This window comes from Streptomyces sp. NPDC006309, from assembly GCF_040613095.1.
In the GTDB taxonomy this organism is placed as follows: Bacteria; Actinomycetota; Actinomycetes; order Streptomycetales; family Streptomycetaceae; genus Streptomyces.
Genome location: NZ_JBEXRO010000019.1, coordinates 138,240 through 156,785, shown reverse-complemented (window position 1 = coordinate 156,785; position 18,546 = coordinate 138,240). Strand labels below are relative to the sequence as shown.

Genomic DNA, 18,546 nt, shown 5'->3' with positions numbered 1-18,546 from the left:
CATCGACGTCCGCTGGGCGGAGCTGGGCGGCCTGCGCGTGGAGGGCGACCCGGCGTTCTTCCTCACCGTCCGCCGCTGGACCACCGAGCAGCTGGTCGCCGCCACCCGCAACCACCCCGATCTCAGACTCGGGGCCTCCCCGCCCCGGCCTGGCCCCCGAGCTTCGCCGCCGGCCAGGCCGGCGACGCACTCGCGTTCGCCGACGTGGTGGCACGCCTACGCGTTCCCAGCCGGCGAGGACGGTCCCGCACCAGGCCGGACATGGTCCTGGCCGACAAGGCGTACTCCTCCCGCGCGATCCGCGAGCACCTGCGCAAGCGCGGCATCCAAGCAGTGATAGCAGCGGCGAGGCATCGCCACCCGCTACGAGAAGACCGCCACCATTTACCTGGCCGGACTCCACATCGCGGGCATCTTCCTCCGGTCCGCCCGATGATCCGAACAAAACCGCCTAGGTCTACTGATCACGAGGGGCGGCGACGCCGGGGCCGGCGCGGCGGCATCGATGTTGAGATGCCGCAGCACGTCGCCGATGCTCACAGCCGCTCCGCTCGCCCGCTGGATGGCTGTGACGTCCAGCGATACCCGGCCGGTCCGCGCCATGGAAACGCAGCCAGCGGGCCAGGGCGTAACCGCACTCGGCCACTTTGCTCAGGGACAGTTGGCGACACGCCTATGGTGCCTCCTCACCGGCACCGTCGGCGGCTTTCTTCGCTGCCAGGTTCACAGTCAGCTCGTCGTTCTTGACCTCGACGATCACCGTGTCACCGGGGTTGAGCGTGCCATCGAGCAGCATGTTCGACAGCCGGTTGTCGAGTTCGGTCTGGATGGTGCGGCGCAGGGGCCGGGCCCCGAACTCCGGTTGGTAGCCGCGCTCGGCGAGCCACTCCTTGGCCGTCTCGGTGACCTCCAGGCCGATCTGCTGGGCGTGCAGCCTGCGCCGGCTGCCCTCCAGCAGCAGGTCCACGATGCGTACCAGGTCGGCCCTGGTCAGGGTGTGGAAGACGATGATCTCGTCGATCCGGTTGAGGAACTCCGGGCGGAAGTGGGCCTGGAGTTCCGCCATGAGGTCGTCCTTGAGGTCGGCGATATCGGCGATGTCACCCTGGCGGTCGAGGATGTGCTTGGAGGCGATGTTGCTGGTCATGATGACGACGGTGTTGCGGAAGTCGACCGTGCGCCCCTGCGCGTCGGTGAGGCGCCCGTCGTCCAGGACTTGGAGCAGCAGGTTGAAGACGTCCCGGTGAGCCTTCTCCACCTCGTCGAAGAGCACCACGCTGTACGGCTTGCGCCGCACCGCCTCGGTGAGCTGGCCCGCCTCCTCGTAGCCGACGTATCCGGGTGGGGAGCCGACGAGGCGGGAGACGGTGTGCTTCTCCTGGAACTCGCTCATGTCGAACCGGATCATGCGGTCGGGGTCGCCGAAGAGCAGTTCGGCGAGCGCCTTGGCGAGTTCCGTCTTGCCGACCCCGGTCGGGCCGAGGAAGAGGAAGCTGCCGGTGGGCCGGTCAGGGTCGCCCATGCCGGCCCGGGCGCGGCGCACGGCCTGGGACACGGCGGTCACCGCCTGGTCCTGGCCGACGACGCGTTCGTGCAGGGTCTCCTCGAGCTTCATGAGCCGGTCCCGCTCCGTCTCGGTCAGCTGGGAGACCGGGATGCCGGTGCGTGCGGAGAGAACCTCGGCGATGTCCTCGGGGGTGACGGCGGCGGTCTCCGGGCGGCCTTCGCCGGTTCCGGCCAGCTGATTCTCCAACTCGGCTATCCCGGCCTTGAGTTCATTGGCGCGTTCGTAGTCCTCGGTGCTGACGGCCTCGTCCTTCTCCCTGCGCAGCCGAGTGAGCCGGTCTTCGAGGCCGCTGCTCTCCTCAGGGCCGCCGAGGCTGCGCAGCCCGACGCGGGCGCCCGCCTGGTCCATCAGGTCGATGGCCTTGTCCGGCAGGAAGCGGTCGCTGATGTAGCGGTCGGAGAGGGCGGCCGCGGCGTCCAGGGCCTCGTCCGTGAAGCGCACCCCGTGGTGGGCCTCGTAGGAGTCGCGCAGCCCGCGCAGGATCTCGACCGTCTCCTCCACGGTCGGTTCGGGCACCATGACCGGCTGGAAGCGGCGCTCGAGGGCGGCGTCCTTCTCGATGTACCTGCGGTACTCGTCGATGGTCGTCGCGCCGACGACGCTGAGCTCGGCACGGGCGAGCGCGGGCTTGAGGATGTTCCCGGCGTCCATGGCGCCCTCGCCGCCGGCGCCCGCTCCGACGACCGTGTGGAGTTCGTCGATGAACAGGATGATGCCCTTGTCGGAGCGGGTGACCTCGTCGATCACCTTCTTCAGGCGTTCCTCGAACTGCCCCCGGTACTGGGACCCGGCAACCAGCCCGGCCATGTCCAGGCCCACCACCCGGCGGTCCCGCAGCGCTTTGGGCACCTCCCCGGCGACGATGCGCTGCGCGAGTCCCTCGACGATGGCGGTCTTGCCGACACCGGGGTCCCCGATCAGCACAGGGTTGTTCTTGGTGCGGCGGGAGAGCACCTCGACGGTCTGCTCGATCTCCTGGGCGCGGCCCACGACGGGGTCGAGCCGCCCGGCGCGCGCCTCGTCGGTGAGGTCGCGCCCGTACTCGTCGAGGGTCGGGGTGTCGGAGTGCCCGCCGGCCGCCGGTCCGCGCCGGTCGCCGGTGCCCAGCGCGCCCGGTGAGGCGACCTCGGAGCGCAGGGTGCGGTCGAGCCCGGAGCGCGGGTCCTCCAGCAGGGCGGCGAGGATGTGCTCCGGGCCGATGTAGGAGGCGCCGGCCGCCTGGGAGCGGGCGTGCGCGGCGAGCAGGGCGCGCTTGGCCGCCGGGGTGAGCGCGGGTTCGCCGGCAGTCGTGCCGGAGGGCAGGGACCGTTCGACGTCCGCGGCGAGCCGGTCGGGGTCCGCGCCGGCCTGCTCCAGCACCTGACGTGAGGCGGGCACCCGGGTGGCGGCCCACAGCAGGTGCCCGGTGTCGAGATCGGCTCCGTCCTCGGCGGCGCGCCCGCCGGCCGCGGCCAGCAGTTCGTGGGCGGAGTCGCTGAGCAGTCGCCCGATGGGGACGCGTTGCACGGCCGGCGGGGAGGTGGCCGGGCTCATGCCGAAAAAGCGGTTGAAGAGTTCGGAGAACGGGTCGCCGGACCCGAAGGGCGAGATCGTCACGGTGACCACCTGTCCGGCGGCGGGCACCATGGCTGCGGTACCGCCCGCCGTAGTCGATTACCCGTACCGCCCCAGTCTTCGCCAGGCCAGAGGGCGGCACAACCGCGGCGTCCCGGGCACAGGCGCCGGGAATGCGCCCCGACGCGAGGGGTATTCGTTCACGGCTGTCCGCCGATTACGCACGTCAGAACAGCTGCCGACCGTCCAGCGGGACGGAAGTCGAGGCACGGACGAGCGAAACCGGCGAGGCATTCGCGGCTGGTCCTGGCCGCCGACCGGTGGCTGGTGCAGCGGAACAGGTCGTGGGACCCGCAGTCGACGTACGTCCGCAAGCCCCCGTACTTCGAGGGCATGACCTCGTTCCCGGGCTGCGTCCGGACGTTCGTCGATCACGCGGCGAGGCTGTCCGTGTCGCAGCCCGGCCATTTCCCCGATCCGCTCGTCGGAGGGGCGGTCCGGGAAGACCGCCCCCGGCACACCACCGGCCAACTACTCCGGACGATGCTCCGACCAGGCCAGGTAGCGAAACGCTGCTGGAGTGCTAGTCACCGTGGTCGTCTTGGAGCATCTGGCGACGTTCCTGTTCCCGCTTGGAGTAGGCGGCTGCCCGGATCGCATCGTCGCTCTCCAGGCCCGATCCCAGCGCGCCGCCCACCGTGGCGACCGAAGCGACGAACCAGGACAACGTCACGTACTCCGTGGCGTGCAGCGGGGTTCGCGTCATGGAGGCGAACACTCGGTCGTTGATGATGAACAGCGCCCACACCAAGTTGATGACGACCAGACCCCCGTAGCAGACAAGCACCCCGATACCCACGGTCATGACCGTCGAGGCGTTGTAGAGCCTCGCCCTCTGCCTCGCCTCCCGCGAGACCTCTGCTGATCGATGCCACAGCTGCGCGTCCACGATCAGCCAGCCGAGCATGAGCGCGACAGAACCGACCATGGCGATCACGAGGCGTGGCGCGCTCAGGGCTTCGGCCAGGTTCCAGATGGTGGAGTTCACGGTGGCGATGGCTCCGGTGGCGAGTGCGGCCGCCAGGGCTTTCGACAAGCCCGGCACCAAGCGCCACGGCCGGTTGGCGCGGACCATACCGACGAGCACCCTCAGGTGACCGCGAGGACCGCTGACGACGTACCGGAGATCAGCGGTCTCCTCCTCACTGACTGGAACCGGGTGAACAGGCGCGAAACGACCGACGAAGGGCCCCAGGAGCGGCTGACTCTGCGGAGGTCCGTCAGCCCCAGTGGCCCGCGGACCCGCCAAGCCGAGCACGGCTTCTTCCACGGCCCGCCGGGCTCTCGTCTGTAGCCTCAGGCCCCCCAGCGGAGGAAGGGAGAGCAGCGCCAAGCCGTGTTCGTGACTCAGATCCACCACGAGCTTGCGCCCGTGTGAATGCAGCGGAAGGTCGGTGAGGGCCACGACGATGTCCCAGTTCTCCGCTCTTCCACGGTCCATGATCCGGCGCATCAAGGTGGGCGGGTCCTCGGTCCCTGAGGTGAAGGGCTCACTGACCACCTCGACGTCGAACCGTCGCCCCTGGCCCGACTTGTCGGCAAGCCGAGTGGGAAGTATCGGGGCCATGCGCTGCGCGATCTCCGTGGGCGCGTCCGGATCCGCCAGGAGAACCACGACCGTAACGCCCTGAGACGACACCCGCGTGACTCCTTCTCGTCGGCTGCTCCCGCGATCGCACGTGCCCAACAGGATGCCCCCGAGGTAACGCCGACGCCGCGTGACACGCTTGCCCCCGCCAGCAGGTGCAGGCCGGTACGACCGGATCTCCTCCTCCGCCCGGTACAGGGCCTGCTCCCACCACCGGGCCACCATCGCGTGCGCCACCGCGAACACGCTCCGGCCCCACCGGCCCGCACGCCGCGCCACCGGCCACCCCGCTTCGGTGTCCGGCCCGGGAGTAGCCGCTCGATCCGTTCCCACGGCCTGTCGGTCAACGGCCAGCCCGGACCAACGATCCGATGATCGATCCTGCGCCGCCACAGTCTGCCGCCGCTGGCCGTGCTGGACCGGGCCACCGGCGAACCCGTCCGCAGATTCGAGCGCGCACGGACCGGCGAACTGGTCCACGCCGACGGCAGAAAACTCGGCCGGATCCCCGACGGCGGCGGGCACAAGGTTCCGGGCCGGGCCGAAGGCCGACGCAACCGCACCGGCAGCGGCTACGCCTACCCGCACACGGCCCTGGACGACCACTCCCGCCTCGCCCGCACCGAAGCCACTCCCGCCTCGCCCACACCGAAGACCTGAGCAACACCGAACGCACCGCCGCCCACCGCTGCCACACCGCACTCGGCGGACACCCGCCGATCAGCGGCGTGAACAACGCCGCGGCCCAACAGAGCTAGATCCCCGGCCGGTAGCGCAGTGGGTGGTCCGACGGGATCTCCACCAGGACGATCGGGGTGCCGTCCGGGTCGGTGATCCACATCTCGACCAGGCCCCACGGCTCCCGCACCGGTGGTCGTACGATCTCCACCCCCCGCGCCCGCAGTTCCTCGCACGCGGCGGTCACGTCCTCGACCTGCAACCACAGCCGCGCCGCGGGCGACGGCGGCGCATCGGAGCGGCCGGACAGCTCCAGGAAGCCGCCGCCGAGGAAGTAGACCGTCCCGCGCTCGGGGCCGGTACCGAACTCCCGGTGGACGGACAGCCCGAGCTGCTCGCCGTAGAAGTCGCGCGAGCGTTCGGGGTCGGTGGGCCGGAGAAGTGTCCGGCTGCTGAGTACATGCACCATGCACGGGAGGCTAGTGGCAGGGTTACCCTCATGCCTGGCTCAGCCACGCCCGAGATCGGAGACCGCCGCCCCATGGACACCCCCGCCACCGCACTCACCTTCCGTGACGCCACCGACGCCGATGTCGACCCCCTGGTCACGCTGATCGAGTCGGCGTACCGAGGAGACAGCAGCCGGACCGGGTGGACCACCGAGGCGGACATCCTGGAGGGACAGCGGACCGACGCCGAGGGCGTGCTGGAGGTGATCAAGGCGCCCGAGAGCCGGCTGCTGGTCGTCGAGCAGGACGGCCGTACCGTCGCCTGCTGCCAGCTGGAACACCGCGGCGACCATGCCTACTTCGGGATGTTCGCGGTCAGCCCGGCCCAACAGGGCTCGGGCCTCGGCAGGACCGTCCTGGCGGAGGCGGAGCGGCTGGCCCGCGATACCTGGGCCGTCACCGAGATGCGGATGACGGTGATCTCCGTCCGCGACGACCTGATCGCCTGGTACGAGCGCCGCGGCTACCGCCGTACGGGACAGACCGAGCCGTTCCCGTACGGCGACGAGCGCTACGGCATCCCGCAGCGCGACGACCTGGCGTTCGAGGTGCTGGTCAAGCCGTTGGTGTGACGCCTCCGCGGGAAGACCGCCGCCGGGTCACGCGGTGAAGCGGCCCGTGCGTTTGATGTCCGGGTAGTCGGTGGTCGCGCCGTCCAGCTCCAGGGCGCGGACCAGGCGCAGCTGGGGCTGGGAGTTGACCACCCAGCCGATGATCCGCAGCCCGGACGCGCGCGCGTGCTCGACGGTCTCCAGGGTGAGCCGCCGGATGTTCAGGCACACGGTCGCGGCCCCCACGGCGACGGCGCGGTCCACCACGTCGGGGCCGTAGCGGCTCGCGACCAGCGCGGTCCGCACCCCGGGCACCAGCCGCGCGATCTCGGCGACGGCCTCGTCGTGGAACGAGGACACCTCCACCCGCGCGGTCAGGTCCCGCGTGCGCATCACCTCGGCCAGCGCCCGGGCCGCCGTCACATCCTTGATCTCGGCCTGCAACGGTGTGTGCACCGCGTCCAGGACCTCTTCGAACAGGGGCACCCGCTCCCCTCGGCCCGCGTCGAGGGCGCGCAGTTCCGGCAGGGTCTTCTCGCTGATCGGCCCGGAGCCGTCCGTCGTACGGTCCACGTCCGCGTCGTGCATGACGACGAGGGCGCCGTCCTTGCTGAGGTGCAGATCGAGTTCGATCAGGTCGAGGCCGGCCTGCTGCGCGGCGACGAAGGAACGGAGGGTGTTCTCGGGCTCGACGCCCATGACCCCGCGGTGACCGATGGTAAGGAAGTTCAAGGTTCAACTCGCTTCCGTCGACGGGCGGCTCGGCGACGCGCGGACCGGCGGCCCCCGTACGGACGTCGTCGTCCACGCGGCAGGCTCGCAGCCTAATGGCCGGGCCGCACGATGAACCCGCGCCCGCGCGGGGCACGGGAGCACCGGCGGCGCACCGTACGCCCGGTGGCCGCCCGAGCCGCCACCCTCCCGTGGGCGCGTCGCCGCTCGCGTTGACCGGGCCGGGCGGCCGGATCTCGGCGGTGCCGGGGACGTGCCCTCTCGGCGGAAGTGAGCGTCGTCACGGTTTGCGACAGGAAAAATGTCGGTTACCACGGGGTCGGACAGAATAATTTCCCGGTCAGCTACTTGCTGAGAGAAACCCGCTATGCGTACGGTGTCCCCGACGTGAGGTTCTCCCGTGGAGGATGGGACATGACGGAAATTCTTGTGCAGGCTGGTGCGGAGGAGCAGGTTTCTTCGCTGATCAGGGTGGTTGAGCACCCGGCCTGGCCCGTGCTCAAGAATGCCGTGGAGCAGATCCGGCCATGGCAGTCGAAGGACGGATCCATCGACCTCGGCGCCGAGGGTGCCCCGCGGCGCGACGACGCCGTGGCGGCCGTCGAGCGTGTCGTCGCCGCGGTCGAGGAGCTCTCCCCGCTGCTCCCGCACGACGGCGCCTACCACCGGGCCCTCGTGCAGGACCTGCGCCGCTGGGCCGAGGGCGGCTTCGGGGTGCCGGACTTCCTGGACTCCCTGCTGGCCTTCAACCCCGCCGCGAACCGAGCGGACGGCCTCCAGCACCTGGTCGTCTTCCCGATGTACACGCAGAACGGCAACCCGGACCGCAACCTGGAGGCGGTCGTGCTGCGCATGGTCTGGCCCGAGTGGCTGGCCGAGCTGGAGCGCACCCGCTACGACAACCCGCTCTTCTGCGGCATCACGTTCGAGGACTTCACCTCGGGCTACGACACCAACTCCGCCGTGCTCTTCCCGGAGACCATCGCCGTCCGCGAGGCGCCGGAACGTTTCTCCTGGGGTGGCATCTTCTGCGACCGCGAGGCCGCCCGCTTCCGCCGGGTCACCGAGGCCGCCGTCGACATCCTCGGCCTCGACCTGCCCGAGGACATCGCCGCGATGGTCCACGACCAGAAGCGCTGCGAGGAGGCCTTCGTCCTGTGGGACATGGTCCACGACCGCACCCACAGCCACGGCGACCTGCCGTTCGACCCGTTCATGATCAAGCAGCGCCAGCCGTTCTGGATGTACGGCCTGGAGGAGCTGCGCTGCGACCTCACCGCCTTCAAGGAGGCCGTGAAGCTCCAGGCGGACGGCGTCCCGCAGGCCCGTGACGTGCAGTACGCGGTGCTCTTCGACCGCATGTTCCGCTTCCCGGTCACCGGCGACCGCGTCCGCAACTACGACGGTCTCGGCGGCCAGCTGCTCTTCGCCTACCTGCACAAGCACGACGTCGTGCGCTGGACCGACAACCGGCTCTCCATCGACTGGGAGCGCGCCCCGCAGGTCACCAACCAGCTCTGCGCCGAGATCGAGAAGCTCTACAAGGACGGCATCGACCGCCCGAAGCTGGTGCACTGGTTCGCCGGCTACGAGCTGGTCTCCACCTACCTCGCCCCGCACCCCGGCTCCCGGTGGGCCAAGGGCCCGGACGCCCTGGACCTGACCCAGCCGCCGCGCAAGCTCGTGGACGACGTGCTTCCGGACGAGTTTCCGCTGAGCATGTTCTATGAGGCGCTGTCCAAGAAGCTGAAGAACGTCATCGCCTCGACCCGGGGCATCAAGGCGGACAGCACCGAGCGGCTCGCCGCGTGAGCGACCGCGTCCAGCACACTGCGTCAGAGGGGAAGACCATGGGGAACGGGGCGAACGGGGCACTCAGCGGTACGGTGATCGCGGTGGCCGGCGCGGGCGGCCCCGCGGGGCGCGCGGCGCTGATGCGGCTGGCGGAGGCCGGGGCGACCGTCATCGGCGCGGACAACGACCCGGAGCGGCTGTCCGAGGCGGTGGACGCGGCCCGCTACGCCGCCGGTGGCGCCACCGTCACCGGCGACACGGTGGACCTGCTCGACCTCCAGTCCACCCGCGACTGGGCCACCCACATCGAGAAGGACTTCGGCCGGGTCGACGGGCTCGTGCACCTGGTCGGCGGCTGGCGCGGCAGCGAGACATTCACGAAGACCAGCCTCGACGACTGGGACTTCCTGGAGATGCTGCTGATCCGCACCGTGCAGCACACCTCCCTCGCCTTCCACGAGGCGTTGCAGCGCAGCGACCGCGGCCGGTACGTCCTGATCAGCGCCGCCGGCGCGAGCAGGCCCACCGCGGGCAACGCCGCCTATTCCGCGGCGAAGGCCGCGGCCGAGGCGTGGACGCTGGCCATGGGCGACTACTTCCGCAAGGCGGGGGGCGCCGACGGGCCGACGTCCGCGGCTACGATCCTGGTGGTGAAGGCGCTGGTGCACGACGCGATGCGCGCCGAACGCCCCAACGCGAAGTTCGCGGGCTTCACGGACGTCAAGGACCTGGCCGAGGCCATCGAGGGCGTCTGGAGCAAGTCCGCCGCCGAAGTGAACGGAAACCGTCTGTGGCTGACCGAGAAGCCGTGAACCCTCCCAGGACCGACGCGCGTCGCCATCACGACCCGGAGGTCCGCGGTTTCGCCAGTGACAACTACGCGGGAGCCCACCCCGAGGTGATGGCCGCCCTGGCCCTGGCCAACCACGGCCACCAGGTGGCGTACGGCGAGGACGACTACACCCAGAACCTCCAGCGGATCATCCGCAGCCACTTCGGGTCGACCGCGGAGGCCTTCCCGGTCTTCAACGGCACCGGCGCGAACGTGGTCGCGCTCCAGGCGGTCACCGACCGCTGGGGCGCGGTGATCTGCGCGGAGAGCGCGCACATCAACGTCGACGAGGGCGGCGCCCCCGAGCGCATGGGCGGCCTGAAGCTGCTCACCGTGCCCACGCCCGACGGCAAGCTCACGCCCGAGCTGATCGCCCGGCAGGCCTGGGGCTGGGAGGACGAGCACCGCGCGATGCCGCAGGTCGTGTCGATCACCCAGAGCACGGAACTGGGCACGCTGTACACGCCCGAGGAGATCCGCGCGATCTGCGAGCACGCCCACGCGCACGGCATGAAGGTGCACCTGGACGGCTCCCGGATAGCCAACGCCGCCGCCTCCCTGGACGTGCCCATGCGGACGTTCACCAACGCGGTCGGCGTCGACATCCTCTCCCTGGGCGGGACGAAGAACGGCGCGCTGTTCGGCGAGGCCGTCGTGGTCCTCAACCAGGACGCGGTGCGGCAGATGAAGCACCTGCGCAAGATGTCCATGCAGCTGGCCTCCAAGATGCGCTTCGTGTCCGTGCAGCTGGAGGCGCTGCTGGCCAAGGACCTGTGGCTGCGCAACGCCCGGCACGCCAACGAGATGGCCCAGCGGCTCGCCGAGGGCGTGCGCGCGGTGCACGGCGTGGAGATCCTCCACCCGGTGCAGGCCAACGGCGTCTTCGCCCGGCTGCCGAACGACGTGAGCGAGCGGCTCCAGAAGCGGTTCCGGTTCTACTTCTGGGACGAGGCCGCCGGCGTGGTGCGCTGGATGTGCTCCTTCGACACCACGGAGGAGGACGTCGACATGTTCGTGGCGGCGCTCAAGGAGGAAATGGCGCGCTGACCCCGACGAGATGCATAGATATGCGGTCACGTGAAAAGTCATTGACGTCGGGTGACCGCATTTCTATGCTCTGCGGGCATGGAGCCGATCCAGCACACCGCCGACCTCTCCGCCTACCTGGCGGCCGACGAGGTCATCGACCATCACCACCCGGTTGTCCGGGAAACGGCCGCCCGGCTCGCCCGAGGGGCGGCCGACTCGTATGACTATGCGCGCGCCGCTTACACATTCGTCCGGGACGTCATCCCGCACTCCCAGGACTCCGGCGACCTCCGCGTCACCTGGCGCGCCTCCGACGTGCTGACCCTGCGGACCGGCATCTGCCACGCCAAGTCCCACGCCCTGGCGGCCCTGCTGCGGGCCGAGGACATCCCCACCGCGCTGTGCTACCAGCGGCTGCTGCGCGACGACGGGGGCGGCCATGTCGTGCACGGTCTGGTCGCCGTCCGTTTCCACGGCGCCTGGCACCGGCAGGATCCGCGCGGCAACAAGCCCGGCGTGGACGCCCGGTTCTCGCTGGAGGGCGAACGGCTGGCCTGGGTCCCGGACTCCGCGTCCAATGAGATGGACTATCCGGTCCTGTACGCTGAACCGCACCCGGCCGTTATCACCGCACTGCGGGCCGCCCCCGACCGGCCGCACCTGTGGAAGACGCTCCCCAGCACCCTGTGAGGCGAGGCAGATGACCTTCACGCTCACCGTGTCCGACGAGGTCCGTACCCTCGCACCAGGTTTCACCCACGTCACGATCGAGGCGCACGGCCTGGCCAACGGACCCAGCACGGACGCGAGTTCGGCCCTGCTGGACGACGCGGCCCGCCGCCTCGCCGCCCGTCTGGCCGGCCGCGCGCCGCACGAGGACCCGCACATGGCGGCGTGGCGCGCGGCGTACACCGCCTTCGGCGCCAAACCCTCGCGCACCCGCAACTCCGCCGAGGCGCTGGCCAAGCGGGCCCTGTCCGGCGCCGGCCTGCCCCGGATCAACCTGCTCGTCGACCTCTACAACGCCATCAGCGTCGCCCACCTGATCCCCGTCGGCGGCGAGGACCTCGACCGCATCCAGGGCGGGATGCGCCTGGTGCGGGCCACGGGGGAGGAGGACTTCGTGACGGTCGCGGGCGGCGCGCAGGCCGTCGAGCATCCCGAGCCGGGCGAGGTGGTGTGGCGCGACGACGCCGGTGTCACCTGCCGCCGCTGGAACTGGCGCCAGGGCCCGCGCACCCGCCTCACCGAGCGGACGGTCTCCGCCGTCTTCCTGCTGGAGACCCTGGCCCCGATGCCCGTCCCCGAGGCCGCGGCGGCGGCCGCCGAACTCGCCGAACTGCTGGCGAAGTCCAGCCCCGGGGCACGTCTCGAGGTGCGCGCGCCGGTGTCGTCCGGCGCCGGCGCCTGAACCCGGCCGGGTCGGCGCCGCACGCGGCCGGGCAGGCTCAGTGGGCCTCTGCCGCGCGCAGCTGGTCCGCCGTGGGCGCCGTGCCGCCGAGATGGGCCGGCAGCCACCAGGAGTCCTCCGCGCCACTGGGGCGCGCGGGGTAGGCCCGCTGGGCGGCCTCCAGCAGCTCCTGGACGCGCTCGCGCAGGCGGCGGGTGATGGCGCCCGCGTACTGGTCGCGCGGGGCCTCGACCGGCTCGCCCACCCGGATGGTGACGGGGGTGTGGCTGCGCCCGAAGTTGCGGGGCCGGCCCTTCGTCCAGAGCCGCTGGGTGCCCCACACCGCCATCGGGACGAGCGGAACGCCCGCCTCCTGGGCCAGCCGCGCCGCGCCGGACTTGAAGCTCTTCAGGGTGAACGACTCCGAGATCGTGGCCTCGGGGAACACCCCGATGACCTCTCCGGAGCGCAGCGAGTCCAGCGCGTGCGCGTAGGCGTCCTCGCCCTGCCGGCGGTCCACCGGGATGTGCTTCATGCCGCGCATCAGCGGGCCGGAGACCTTGTGCCGGAAGACGGATTCCTTCGCCATGAAGCGCACCAGGCGCTTCTGTGGCAGAGCGGCCATGCCGTTGAAGATGAAGTCCAGGTAGCTGATGTGATTGCTCACCAGCACGGCACCGCCCGAGCGTGGGATGTTCTCCGAACCCTTGCAGTCGATCCTCAGGTCCCAGGCCTTGAACAGCGTCTTGGCGAGACCGATGACGGGGCGGTAGACCAGCTCTGCCATGGGCGGGTGGACCCTTCCTGCTCTGCTCGGGAAAGGGGGCTCCCGGCGGGAGGTTACGCGGCCGTAGGTTTAACGGCGTCTCGCAGATCGTGCCCGAAGAACGGACGGCTAGCCAGTCCTGGTGCCACGCGGCGGCGAGATCCTCGTCACGTCCGCCCGCATGGCGCCCGTGGACCTTATGTCCTGCTTACTCCACCCGTACCGTGACCCTCCTCGGAAACACGAGGAACTCCCGCCCCGGGCAGTGTCCGAACGCCGCGTTCGGGCAGGCGATGGGTGCCGCCCCGGTCGCGGCCCGAACCGCGGTCGCGCGGGACGACTTCGCCGGACGGCGGAAATTTTCGCGGTCGCCCGAGCGCTTGTGCCGAAGACGACCGGACTGGTGGTGTGCCCGCGGACGCTCGCGGCGGCGCCTGTCCACGGAGTGCCGCACAAGCGGCGGAACGGGAGGACGCGGGTGCGCGGGCGGGACGACGGCAAGCGGCTCGGAGCGGCCGAGCTGGGCGGCGAACTGGGGGAGCGGGCCACGCTGGTGCAGTTCTCCAGCGCCTTCTGCGCACCCTGCCGGGCCACCCGGCGCGTCCTCGGCGAGGTCGCCGCGATGGTCCCCGGGGTGACCCACGTCGAGATCGACGCGGAGGCCCGGCTGGACCTCGTACGCGCGCTGGGGATCCTCAAGACCCCCACGGTCCTGGTCCTGGACTCCGGGGGCCGGGTGGTGCGGCGTGCCGCCGGACAGCCCCGCAAGGCCGACGTCATCGCGGCTCTCGGGGAGGCGGTGTGAGGGGGTTTCAGCGCCCGGGGCGGCGGCTTCCGGATCCCGGAACCGACTTGACTGTCCGCGCCACCTCTCGTCAGCCTGACCGTATGCCGACCGAACTCCTTCTCCACGGGCGGGTCCACGTCGACCTCGCCCGCACCGCGAGCGCGCGCTGTCCGGACTGTTGAGCAGCCACGGCCCGTTTCCCCTCCCTCGCAGAAGGACAACTCCATGACGGCCACACCCGGCCTCGGCACTCCCCGGCTCGCCTCCCCCGACCTGCTGCGCTCCACGTTCCGCCGGCATGCCGCCGGCGTCGCGGTGATCACCGCGCGCGGCGCCGCCGGCCCGGTCGGTTTCACCGCCACCTCGCTGACCTCCGTCTCCGCCGAGCCGCCGCTGGTCTCGTTCGGCATCGGCACGGGCGCCTCCAGCTGGCCAGCGATGGCCGAGGCGGACCATGTCGGCGTGCACATACTCGGCGAGCACCAGAGCGAGCTGGCCGCCACCTTCGCCCGCAGCGGCGCCGACCGCTTCGGCGCGCCGACCGCGTGGCGGGACGGCCCGGAAGGCGTACCGGTGCTGGACGACGTGCTGGCCTGGCTGGTGTGCCGGGTCGTCGGACGCGTCCCGGCGGGCGACCACCGGATCGTGCTCGCGGAGGTCGTCCTCGGCGACCCCTCCGGCTCCGGCCGCCCCCTCCTCTACCACCAGGGCCGCTTCAGCGGTCTGCGGGATTGATCACGGCGTCCCGCCCGGCGCGGCCGTCGAATTCCGGTTACGCTGCGTTGCGAAGGTCACAGTTCAAAGCGCTTGCTTAGCGGGCAGGAACTGGGTGTACTGACGAGTAATATTTCGGTCGGAGCGCGCGGACGCCCCGACCGGGATCGGCCGCTTCAGGCGCCTATGCTGCCTGCAAGAGGCAGCCCGGAAAAAGACGATGCAGTAGGAGAGCCGGCGTGAGCTTGAGGATCGTTGTCACTGTGAAGTACGTGCCCGACGCCACCGGCGACCGGCACTTCGCCGATGACCTGACCGTCGACCGCGACGACGTGGACGGTCTGCTCTCCGAGCTGGACGAGTACGCCGTGGAGCAGGCCCTCCAGATCGCGGAGAACGCGGACGACGCCGAGGTCACCGTCCTGACGGTCGGCCCCGAGGACGCCAAGGATGCGCTCCGCAAGGCCCTGTCCATGGGTGCCGACAAGGCCATCCACATCGAGGACGACGACCTGCACGGCACCGACGCCATCGGCACCTCCCTGGTCCTGGCCAAGGCCATCGAGAAGGCCGGCTACGACCTCGTCGTCTCCGGCATGGCCTCCACCGACGGCACCATGGGCGTCGTACCCGCGCTGGTCGCCGAGCGCCTGGGCGTCCCGCAGGTCACCCTGCTCTCCGAGGTCTCCGTCGAGGACGGCACGGTCAAGGGCCGCCGCGACGGCGACGCCGCCTCCGAGCAGCTTCAGGCGCAGCTCCCGGCGGTCGTCTCCGTGACCGACCAGTCCGGCGAGGCCCGCTACCCGTCCTTCAAGGGCATCATGGCGGCGAAGAAGAAGCCGGTGCAGTCCTGGGACCTGTCCGACCTGGACATCGAGGCCGAGGAGGTCGGTCTCGACGGCGCGTTCACCAAGGTCGAGACCGCGACCGAGCGTCCGGCCCGTACGGCCGGCACGATCGTCAAGGACGAGGGCGAGGGCGGCAGGCAGCTCGCCGAGTTCCTCGCGAGCCAGAAGTTCATCTAAGGGCTCGCCCCCGCCGACCGCCCCTCAACTTCGTTACGCAGGAGAGCAATCCCATGGCTGAAGTCCTCGTCTACGTCGATCACGTGGACGGTGCCGTCCGCAAGCCCACCCTGGAGCTGCTGACGCTGGCCCGCCGCATCGGCGAGCCCGTCGCCGTCGCGCTCGGCAACGGCGCCGCCGACACCGCCGCCACGCTCGCCGAGCACGGCGCGGTGAAGGTCCTCACCCACGACGCGTCCGAGTACGCCGACTACCTGGTCGTGCCGAAGGTGGACGCCCTCCAGGCCGCCCACGAGGCCGTCTCCCCGGCCGCCGTGCTGGTCCCGTCCTCCGCCGACGGCAAGGAGATCGCCGCCCGCCTGGCGCTGCGCATCGGCTCCGGCATCATCACCGACGCCGTCGACCTCGAGGCCGGCGACGAGGGCCCGGTGGCCACCCAGTCGGTGTTCGCCGCGTCCTTCACCACCAAGTCCCGGGTCATCAAGGGCACCCCGGTCATCACGGTCAAGCCGAACTCGGCCGCCGTCGAGGCCGCCCCGGCCGCCGGTGCGGTCGAGGCCCTGTCCGTGACCTTCTCCGAGCAGGCCACCGGCACCAAGGTCACCGGCCGCACCCCGCGCGAGTCGACGGGCCGCCCGGAGCTGACCGAGGCCGCGATCGTGGTCTCCGGCGGCCGTGGCGTCAACGGCGCCGAGAACTTCTCGCTCATCGAGGCGCTCGCCGACTCCCTCGGCGCGGCCGTCGGCGCCTCGCGCGCCGCGGTGGACGCCGGCTGGTACCCGCACACCAACCAGGTCGGCCAGACCGGCAAGTCGGTCTCGCCGCAGCTGTACATCGCCAACGGCATCTCCGGCGCGATCCAGCACCGTGCCGGTATGCAGACCTCCAAGACGATCGTGGCCGTCAACAAGGACGCCGAGGCCCCGATCTTCGAGCTGGTCGACTTCGGCGTGGTCGGTGACCTCTTTGACGTCGTCCCGCAGCTGACCGAGGAGGTCAAGGCCCGCAAGGGCTGAGCCCCCTGTACGAGGCCCCCGTGACCGGTGCGGTCACGGGGGCCTCGGCGCATCCTGGACACGGTGTTGACCAGCGGGAAGCGCGCCGGATAACTTCATTCTACGGATTGTTGATTCCGGAGAGCGGAAAGTCGGAGGGTGTGGGATGGGTCAGCAGGAGAAGGTGTCGACGAGCCTCGCGGGCGCCGTCAGCGAGGAGATCAGTGCCTCCCTCGCACCGGTCGACGCGGAGCTGGAACGCCGCTACCCCGGAGATCCCGGCACCCGGCAGCCCGTCCACACCGTCTACGTACCCGGCGACGCCTTCACCGCCGGCACCCTGCGCACCTGGGGCGACCAGGCACTCGCCCTCCTCGACGCCCACGCCCCCGACGCCGCCTCCCTCGCGGCCGTCCTCGGCCTCGCCGACGACCTCGCCGAACCGGTGTACTCCTGCGTCCGCGCCAAACTGGAGCGCGAGCCCATCGAGGACCTGCGCGTCGACTTCGAGGACGGCTACGGCCCCCGCCCCGACGCCGAGGAGGACGCGGCGGCGGCCCGCGCGGCCCGACTGATCGCCGAGGCGTACCGGGACGGCACGGCCGCGCCCTACATGGGCATCCGCATGAAGTGCATGGAGGCCGCCGTACGCGACCGGGGCATCCGCACCCTCGACGTCTTCCTCACCGGCCTGATGGAGGCCGGCGGCCTGCCCGACGGCTTGGTCCTCACCCTGCCGAAGGTGACGTACGCCGAGCAGGTCAGCGCGTTCGTCCGCCTCCTGGAGGCCTTCGAGAAGGTGCACGGCCTGGACGCCGGCCGCCTCGGCTTCGAGATCCAGATCGAGACCAGCCAGGCCATCCTCGCCACCGACGGCACCGCCACCGTCGCCCGTATGATCCAGGCCGCCGAGGGCCGCGCCACCGGACTCCACTACGGCACCTTCGACTACAGCGCCTGCCTCGGCGTGTCCGCCGCTCACCAGGCCGGCGACCACCCCGCAGCCGACCACGCCAAGGCCGTCATGCAGGTCGCCGCGGCCGGCACCGGCGTCCGCGTCTGTGACGGCTCCACCAACGTCCTGCCGGTCGGCCCGACCGAGAAGGTCCACGACGCCTGGCGGCTGCACTACGGCCTCACCCGCCGCGCCCTCTCCCGCGCCTACTACCAGGGCTGGGACATGCACCCCGGCCACATCCCCACCCGCTACGCCGCCGTCTTCGCGTTCTACCGCGAGGGCTTCGAACAGGCCGCGGCCCGCCTGACCCGGTACGCCCACCGCGCCGGCGGCGACGTCATGGACGAGCCCGCGACCGCCAAGGCCCTCAGCGGCTATCTGCTGCGCGGCCTGGACTGCGGCGCCCTGGACATCGCCGAGGTCGCCCGCCTCACCGGCCTGACCCGCGCCGACCTGGAGAGCTTCGCCGCACCCCGGCGCGGCGACCTGACGGCCTCCGCGCAGTAGAAGGGCCCGGCCACGGGCCGCCAAGGGCCCGGGGCGGCAGGAAGGCGGGAGGTGACGTGCCGGTGCCCGGACGGGCCGGCGGCCGGTCGGCCGGGGGGCCATGGCGAGGACCGGCGGCGCCACGGCCAGGACCGGCACGACAGCCACGACCGGCGCTACGGCGGGGAGCGCCCCACAGCTGTGGCCGGTGCTGCGGCGAGGGGTGGTGCTACGACCGTGACCGGCGCCACGGCCACGACCGGCGCCGTGGCGGGACCGTGCGACAGCTGTGCCGGTGCTGCGGCGAGGGGCGGCGCCGCAGCTGTGGCCGGTGCTGCGGCGAGGGCCGGTGCCACAACCATGACCGGCGCTATGGCGGGGAGCGCGCCGCAGTTGTGGCCCGTGCTATGGCGAGGGCCGCGCCACGGCCACGACCGGCGCCACGGCCATGACCCCGCGCTACGGCAGGATGTGCCACGGCGAGGACCGCGCCACGGCGAGGGTCGGGGCCACGGCGAGGGCCGGCCCCCA

At 71.3% G+C, this 18,546-nt stretch carries 16 protein-coding genes and 1 pseudogene; 12 read left to right on the top strand and 5 right to left on the bottom strand.

Features of this window, described 5'->3' with window-relative positions; translation table 11 throughout:
* Positions 1-673: 673 nt before the first annotated feature.
* Entirely contained in the window at positions 674-3,163 is a 2,490-nt protein-coding gene (locus ABZ117_RS23830) for an ATP-dependent Clp protease ATP-binding subunit (protein WP_356823790.1), read from the bottom strand.
* Positions 3,164-3,704: 541 nt separating this feature from the next.
* Positions 3,705-4,796, bottom strand: a complete 1,092-nt coding sequence (locus ABZ117_RS23825; protein ID WP_356823800.1) for a hypothetical protein — start codon at positions 4,794-4,796, stop codon at positions 3,705-3,707.
* A 351-nt stretch (positions 4,797-5,147) separates the two neighbouring features.
* On the opposite strand from ABZ117_RS23825, the pseudogene ABZ117_RS23820 reads away from it, so the two are divergent.
* Positions 5,148-5,527 (top strand): annotated as a pseudogene (locus ABZ117_RS23820) (hypothetical protein); the annotation flags it as partial.
* Here the strand turns inward: ABZ117_RS23820 and ABZ117_RS23815 are convergent.
* Complete coding sequence (locus ABZ117_RS23815) at positions 5,524-5,916, bottom strand: VOC family protein (RefSeq protein ID WP_356823789.1); 393 nt, start codon at positions 5,914-5,916, stop codon at positions 5,524-5,526. The pseudogene ABZ117_RS23820 and the gene ABZ117_RS23815 sit on opposite strands and share 4 nt — an antisense overlap.
* Before the next feature lie 72 nt (positions 5,917-5,988).
* Here ABZ117_RS23815 and ABZ117_RS23810 point away from each other — a divergent pair, with 72 nt between their 5' ends.
* On the top strand, positions 5,989-6,528 hold the full coding sequence (locus tag ABZ117_RS23810; protein ID WP_356823799.1) for a GNAT family N-acetyltransferase: 540 nt from the start codon (positions 5,989-5,991) through the stop codon (positions 6,526-6,528).
* Between the two features lie 27 nt (positions 6,529-6,555).
* Here the strand turns inward: ABZ117_RS23810 and ABZ117_RS23805 are convergent, their stop codons facing one another.
* Positions 6,556-7,239, bottom strand: a complete 684-nt coding sequence (locus ABZ117_RS23805) for a glycerophosphodiester phosphodiesterase family protein (protein WP_356823788.1) — start codon at positions 7,237-7,239, stop codon at positions 6,556-6,558.
* A 414-nt stretch (positions 7,240-7,653) separates the two neighbouring features.
* Here ABZ117_RS23805 and ABZ117_RS23800 point away from each other — a divergent pair, with 414 nt between their 5' ends.
* The 5 genes from ABZ117_RS23800 (at position 7,654) to ABZ117_RS23780 (ending at position 12,305) form a co-directional block, all read left to right on the top strand.
* Positions 7,654-9,051, top strand: coding sequence for a DUF6421 family protein (locus tag ABZ117_RS23800; protein WP_356823787.1), 1,398 nt, complete (start codon positions 7,654-7,656; stop codon positions 9,049-9,051).
* A gap of 38 nt (positions 9,052-9,089) precedes the next feature.
* Positions 9,090-9,845 (top strand): SDR family oxidoreductase, encoded by a 756-nt coding sequence (locus tag ABZ117_RS23795; RefSeq protein ID WP_356823786.1) that lies wholly within the window; start codon positions 9,090-9,092, stop codon positions 9,843-9,845.
* Complete coding sequence (locus tag ABZ117_RS23790; protein WP_356823784.1) at positions 9,842-10,912, top strand: low specificity L-threonine aldolase; 1,071 nt, start codon at positions 9,842-9,844, stop codon at positions 10,910-10,912. The genes ABZ117_RS23795 and ABZ117_RS23790 overlap by 4 nt, the downstream gene beginning before the upstream one ends.
* A 78-nt stretch (positions 10,913-10,990) precedes the next feature.
* Positions 10,991-11,584, top strand: coding sequence for a transglutaminase family protein (locus ABZ117_RS23785; protein ID WP_356823782.1), 594 nt, complete (start codon positions 10,991-10,993; stop codon positions 11,582-11,584).
* 10 nt (positions 11,585-11,594) lie between these two features.
* On the top strand, positions 11,595-12,305 hold the full coding sequence (locus ABZ117_RS23780) for a phenylalanine--tRNA ligase beta subunit-related protein (RefSeq protein WP_356823780.1): 711 nt from the start codon (positions 11,595-11,597) through the stop codon (positions 12,303-12,305).
* 37 nt (positions 12,306-12,342) lie between these two features.
* On the opposite strand, the gene ABZ117_RS23775 is transcribed toward ABZ117_RS23780, so the two are convergent.
* Positions 12,343-13,071, bottom strand: a complete 729-nt coding sequence (locus tag ABZ117_RS23775; RefSeq protein WP_356823778.1) for a lysophospholipid acyltransferase family protein — start codon at positions 13,069-13,071, stop codon at positions 12,343-12,345.
* 382 nt (positions 13,072-13,453) lie between these two features.
* Here ABZ117_RS23775 and ABZ117_RS23770 point away from each other — a divergent pair, with 382 nt between their 5' ends.
* The 5 genes from ABZ117_RS23770 to ABZ117_RS23750 all read left to right on the top strand — a co-directional run bounded on the left by ABZ117_RS23770 (position 13,454) and on the right by ABZ117_RS23750 (position 18,036).
* The gene (locus ABZ117_RS23770; protein ID WP_356823798.1) at positions 13,454-13,855 is read left to right on the top strand and encodes a thioredoxin family protein; all 402 of its coding nucleotides are present in this window, start codon (positions 13,454-13,456) and stop codon (positions 13,853-13,855) included.
* A gap of 207 nt (positions 13,856-14,062) precedes the next feature.
* Complete coding sequence (locus ABZ117_RS23765) at positions 14,063-14,572, top strand: flavin reductase family protein (RefSeq protein ID WP_356823776.1); 510 nt, start codon at positions 14,063-14,065, stop codon at positions 14,570-14,572.
* 218 nt (positions 14,573-14,790) lie between these two features.
* Complete coding sequence (locus tag ABZ117_RS23760; RefSeq protein WP_356823774.1) at positions 14,791-15,576, top strand: electron transfer flavoprotein subunit beta/FixA family protein; 786 nt, start codon at positions 14,791-14,793, stop codon at positions 15,574-15,576.
* Between the two features lie 53 nt (positions 15,577-15,629).
* Entirely contained in the window at positions 15,630-16,592 is a 963-nt protein-coding gene (locus tag ABZ117_RS23755) for an electron transfer flavoprotein subunit alpha/FixB family protein (protein ID WP_356823772.1), read from the top strand.
* A gap of 145 nt (positions 16,593-16,737) precedes the next feature.
* Positions 16,738-18,036: an aldolase gene (locus ABZ117_RS23750; RefSeq protein ID WP_356823770.1), complete on the top strand. Its 1,299-nt coding sequence runs from the start codon at positions 16,738-16,740 to the stop codon at positions 18,034-18,036.
* Positions 18,037-18,546 lie beyond the last annotated feature (510 nt).

Excerpts from the sequence above, each read along its gene's own strand:
- ABZ117_RS23815 (WP_356823789.1), bottom strand. The coding sequence starts at position 5,916 with ATGGTGCATGTACTCAGCAGCCGGACACTTCTCCGGCCCACCGACCCC.
- ABZ117_RS23810 (WP_356823799.1), top strand. The coding sequence starts at position 5,989 with ATGGACACCCCCGCCACCGCACTCACCTTCCGTGACGCCACCGACGCC.
- ABZ117_RS23800 (WP_356823787.1), top strand. The coding sequence starts at position 7,654 with ATGACGGAAATTCTTGTGCAGGCTGGTGCGGAGGAGCAGGTTTCTTCG.
- ABZ117_RS23795 (WP_356823786.1), top strand. The coding sequence starts at position 9,090 with ATGGGGAACGGGGCGAACGGGGCACTCAGCGGTACGGTGATCGCGGTG.
- ABZ117_RS23785 (WP_356823782.1), top strand. The coding sequence starts at position 10,991 with ATGGAGCCGATCCAGCACACCGCCGACCTCTCCGCCTACCTGGCGGCC.
- ABZ117_RS23780 (WP_356823780.1), top strand. The coding sequence starts at position 11,595 with ATGACCTTCACGCTCACCGTGTCCGACGAGGTCCGTACCCTCGCACCA.
- ABZ117_RS23775 (WP_356823778.1), bottom strand. The coding sequence starts at position 13,071 with ATGGCAGAGCTGGTCTACCGCCCCGTCATCGGTCTCGCCAAGACGCTG.
- ABZ117_RS23765 (WP_356823776.1), top strand. The coding sequence starts at position 14,063 with ATGACGGCCACACCCGGCCTCGGCACTCCCCGGCTCGCCTCCCCCGAC.
- ABZ117_RS23755 (WP_356823772.1), top strand. The coding sequence starts at position 15,630 with ATGGCTGAAGTCCTCGTCTACGTCGATCACGTGGACGGTGCCGTCCGC.
- ABZ117_RS23750 (WP_356823770.1), top strand. The coding sequence starts at position 16,738 with ATGGGTCAGCAGGAGAAGGTGTCGACGAGCCTCGCGGGCGCCGTCAGC.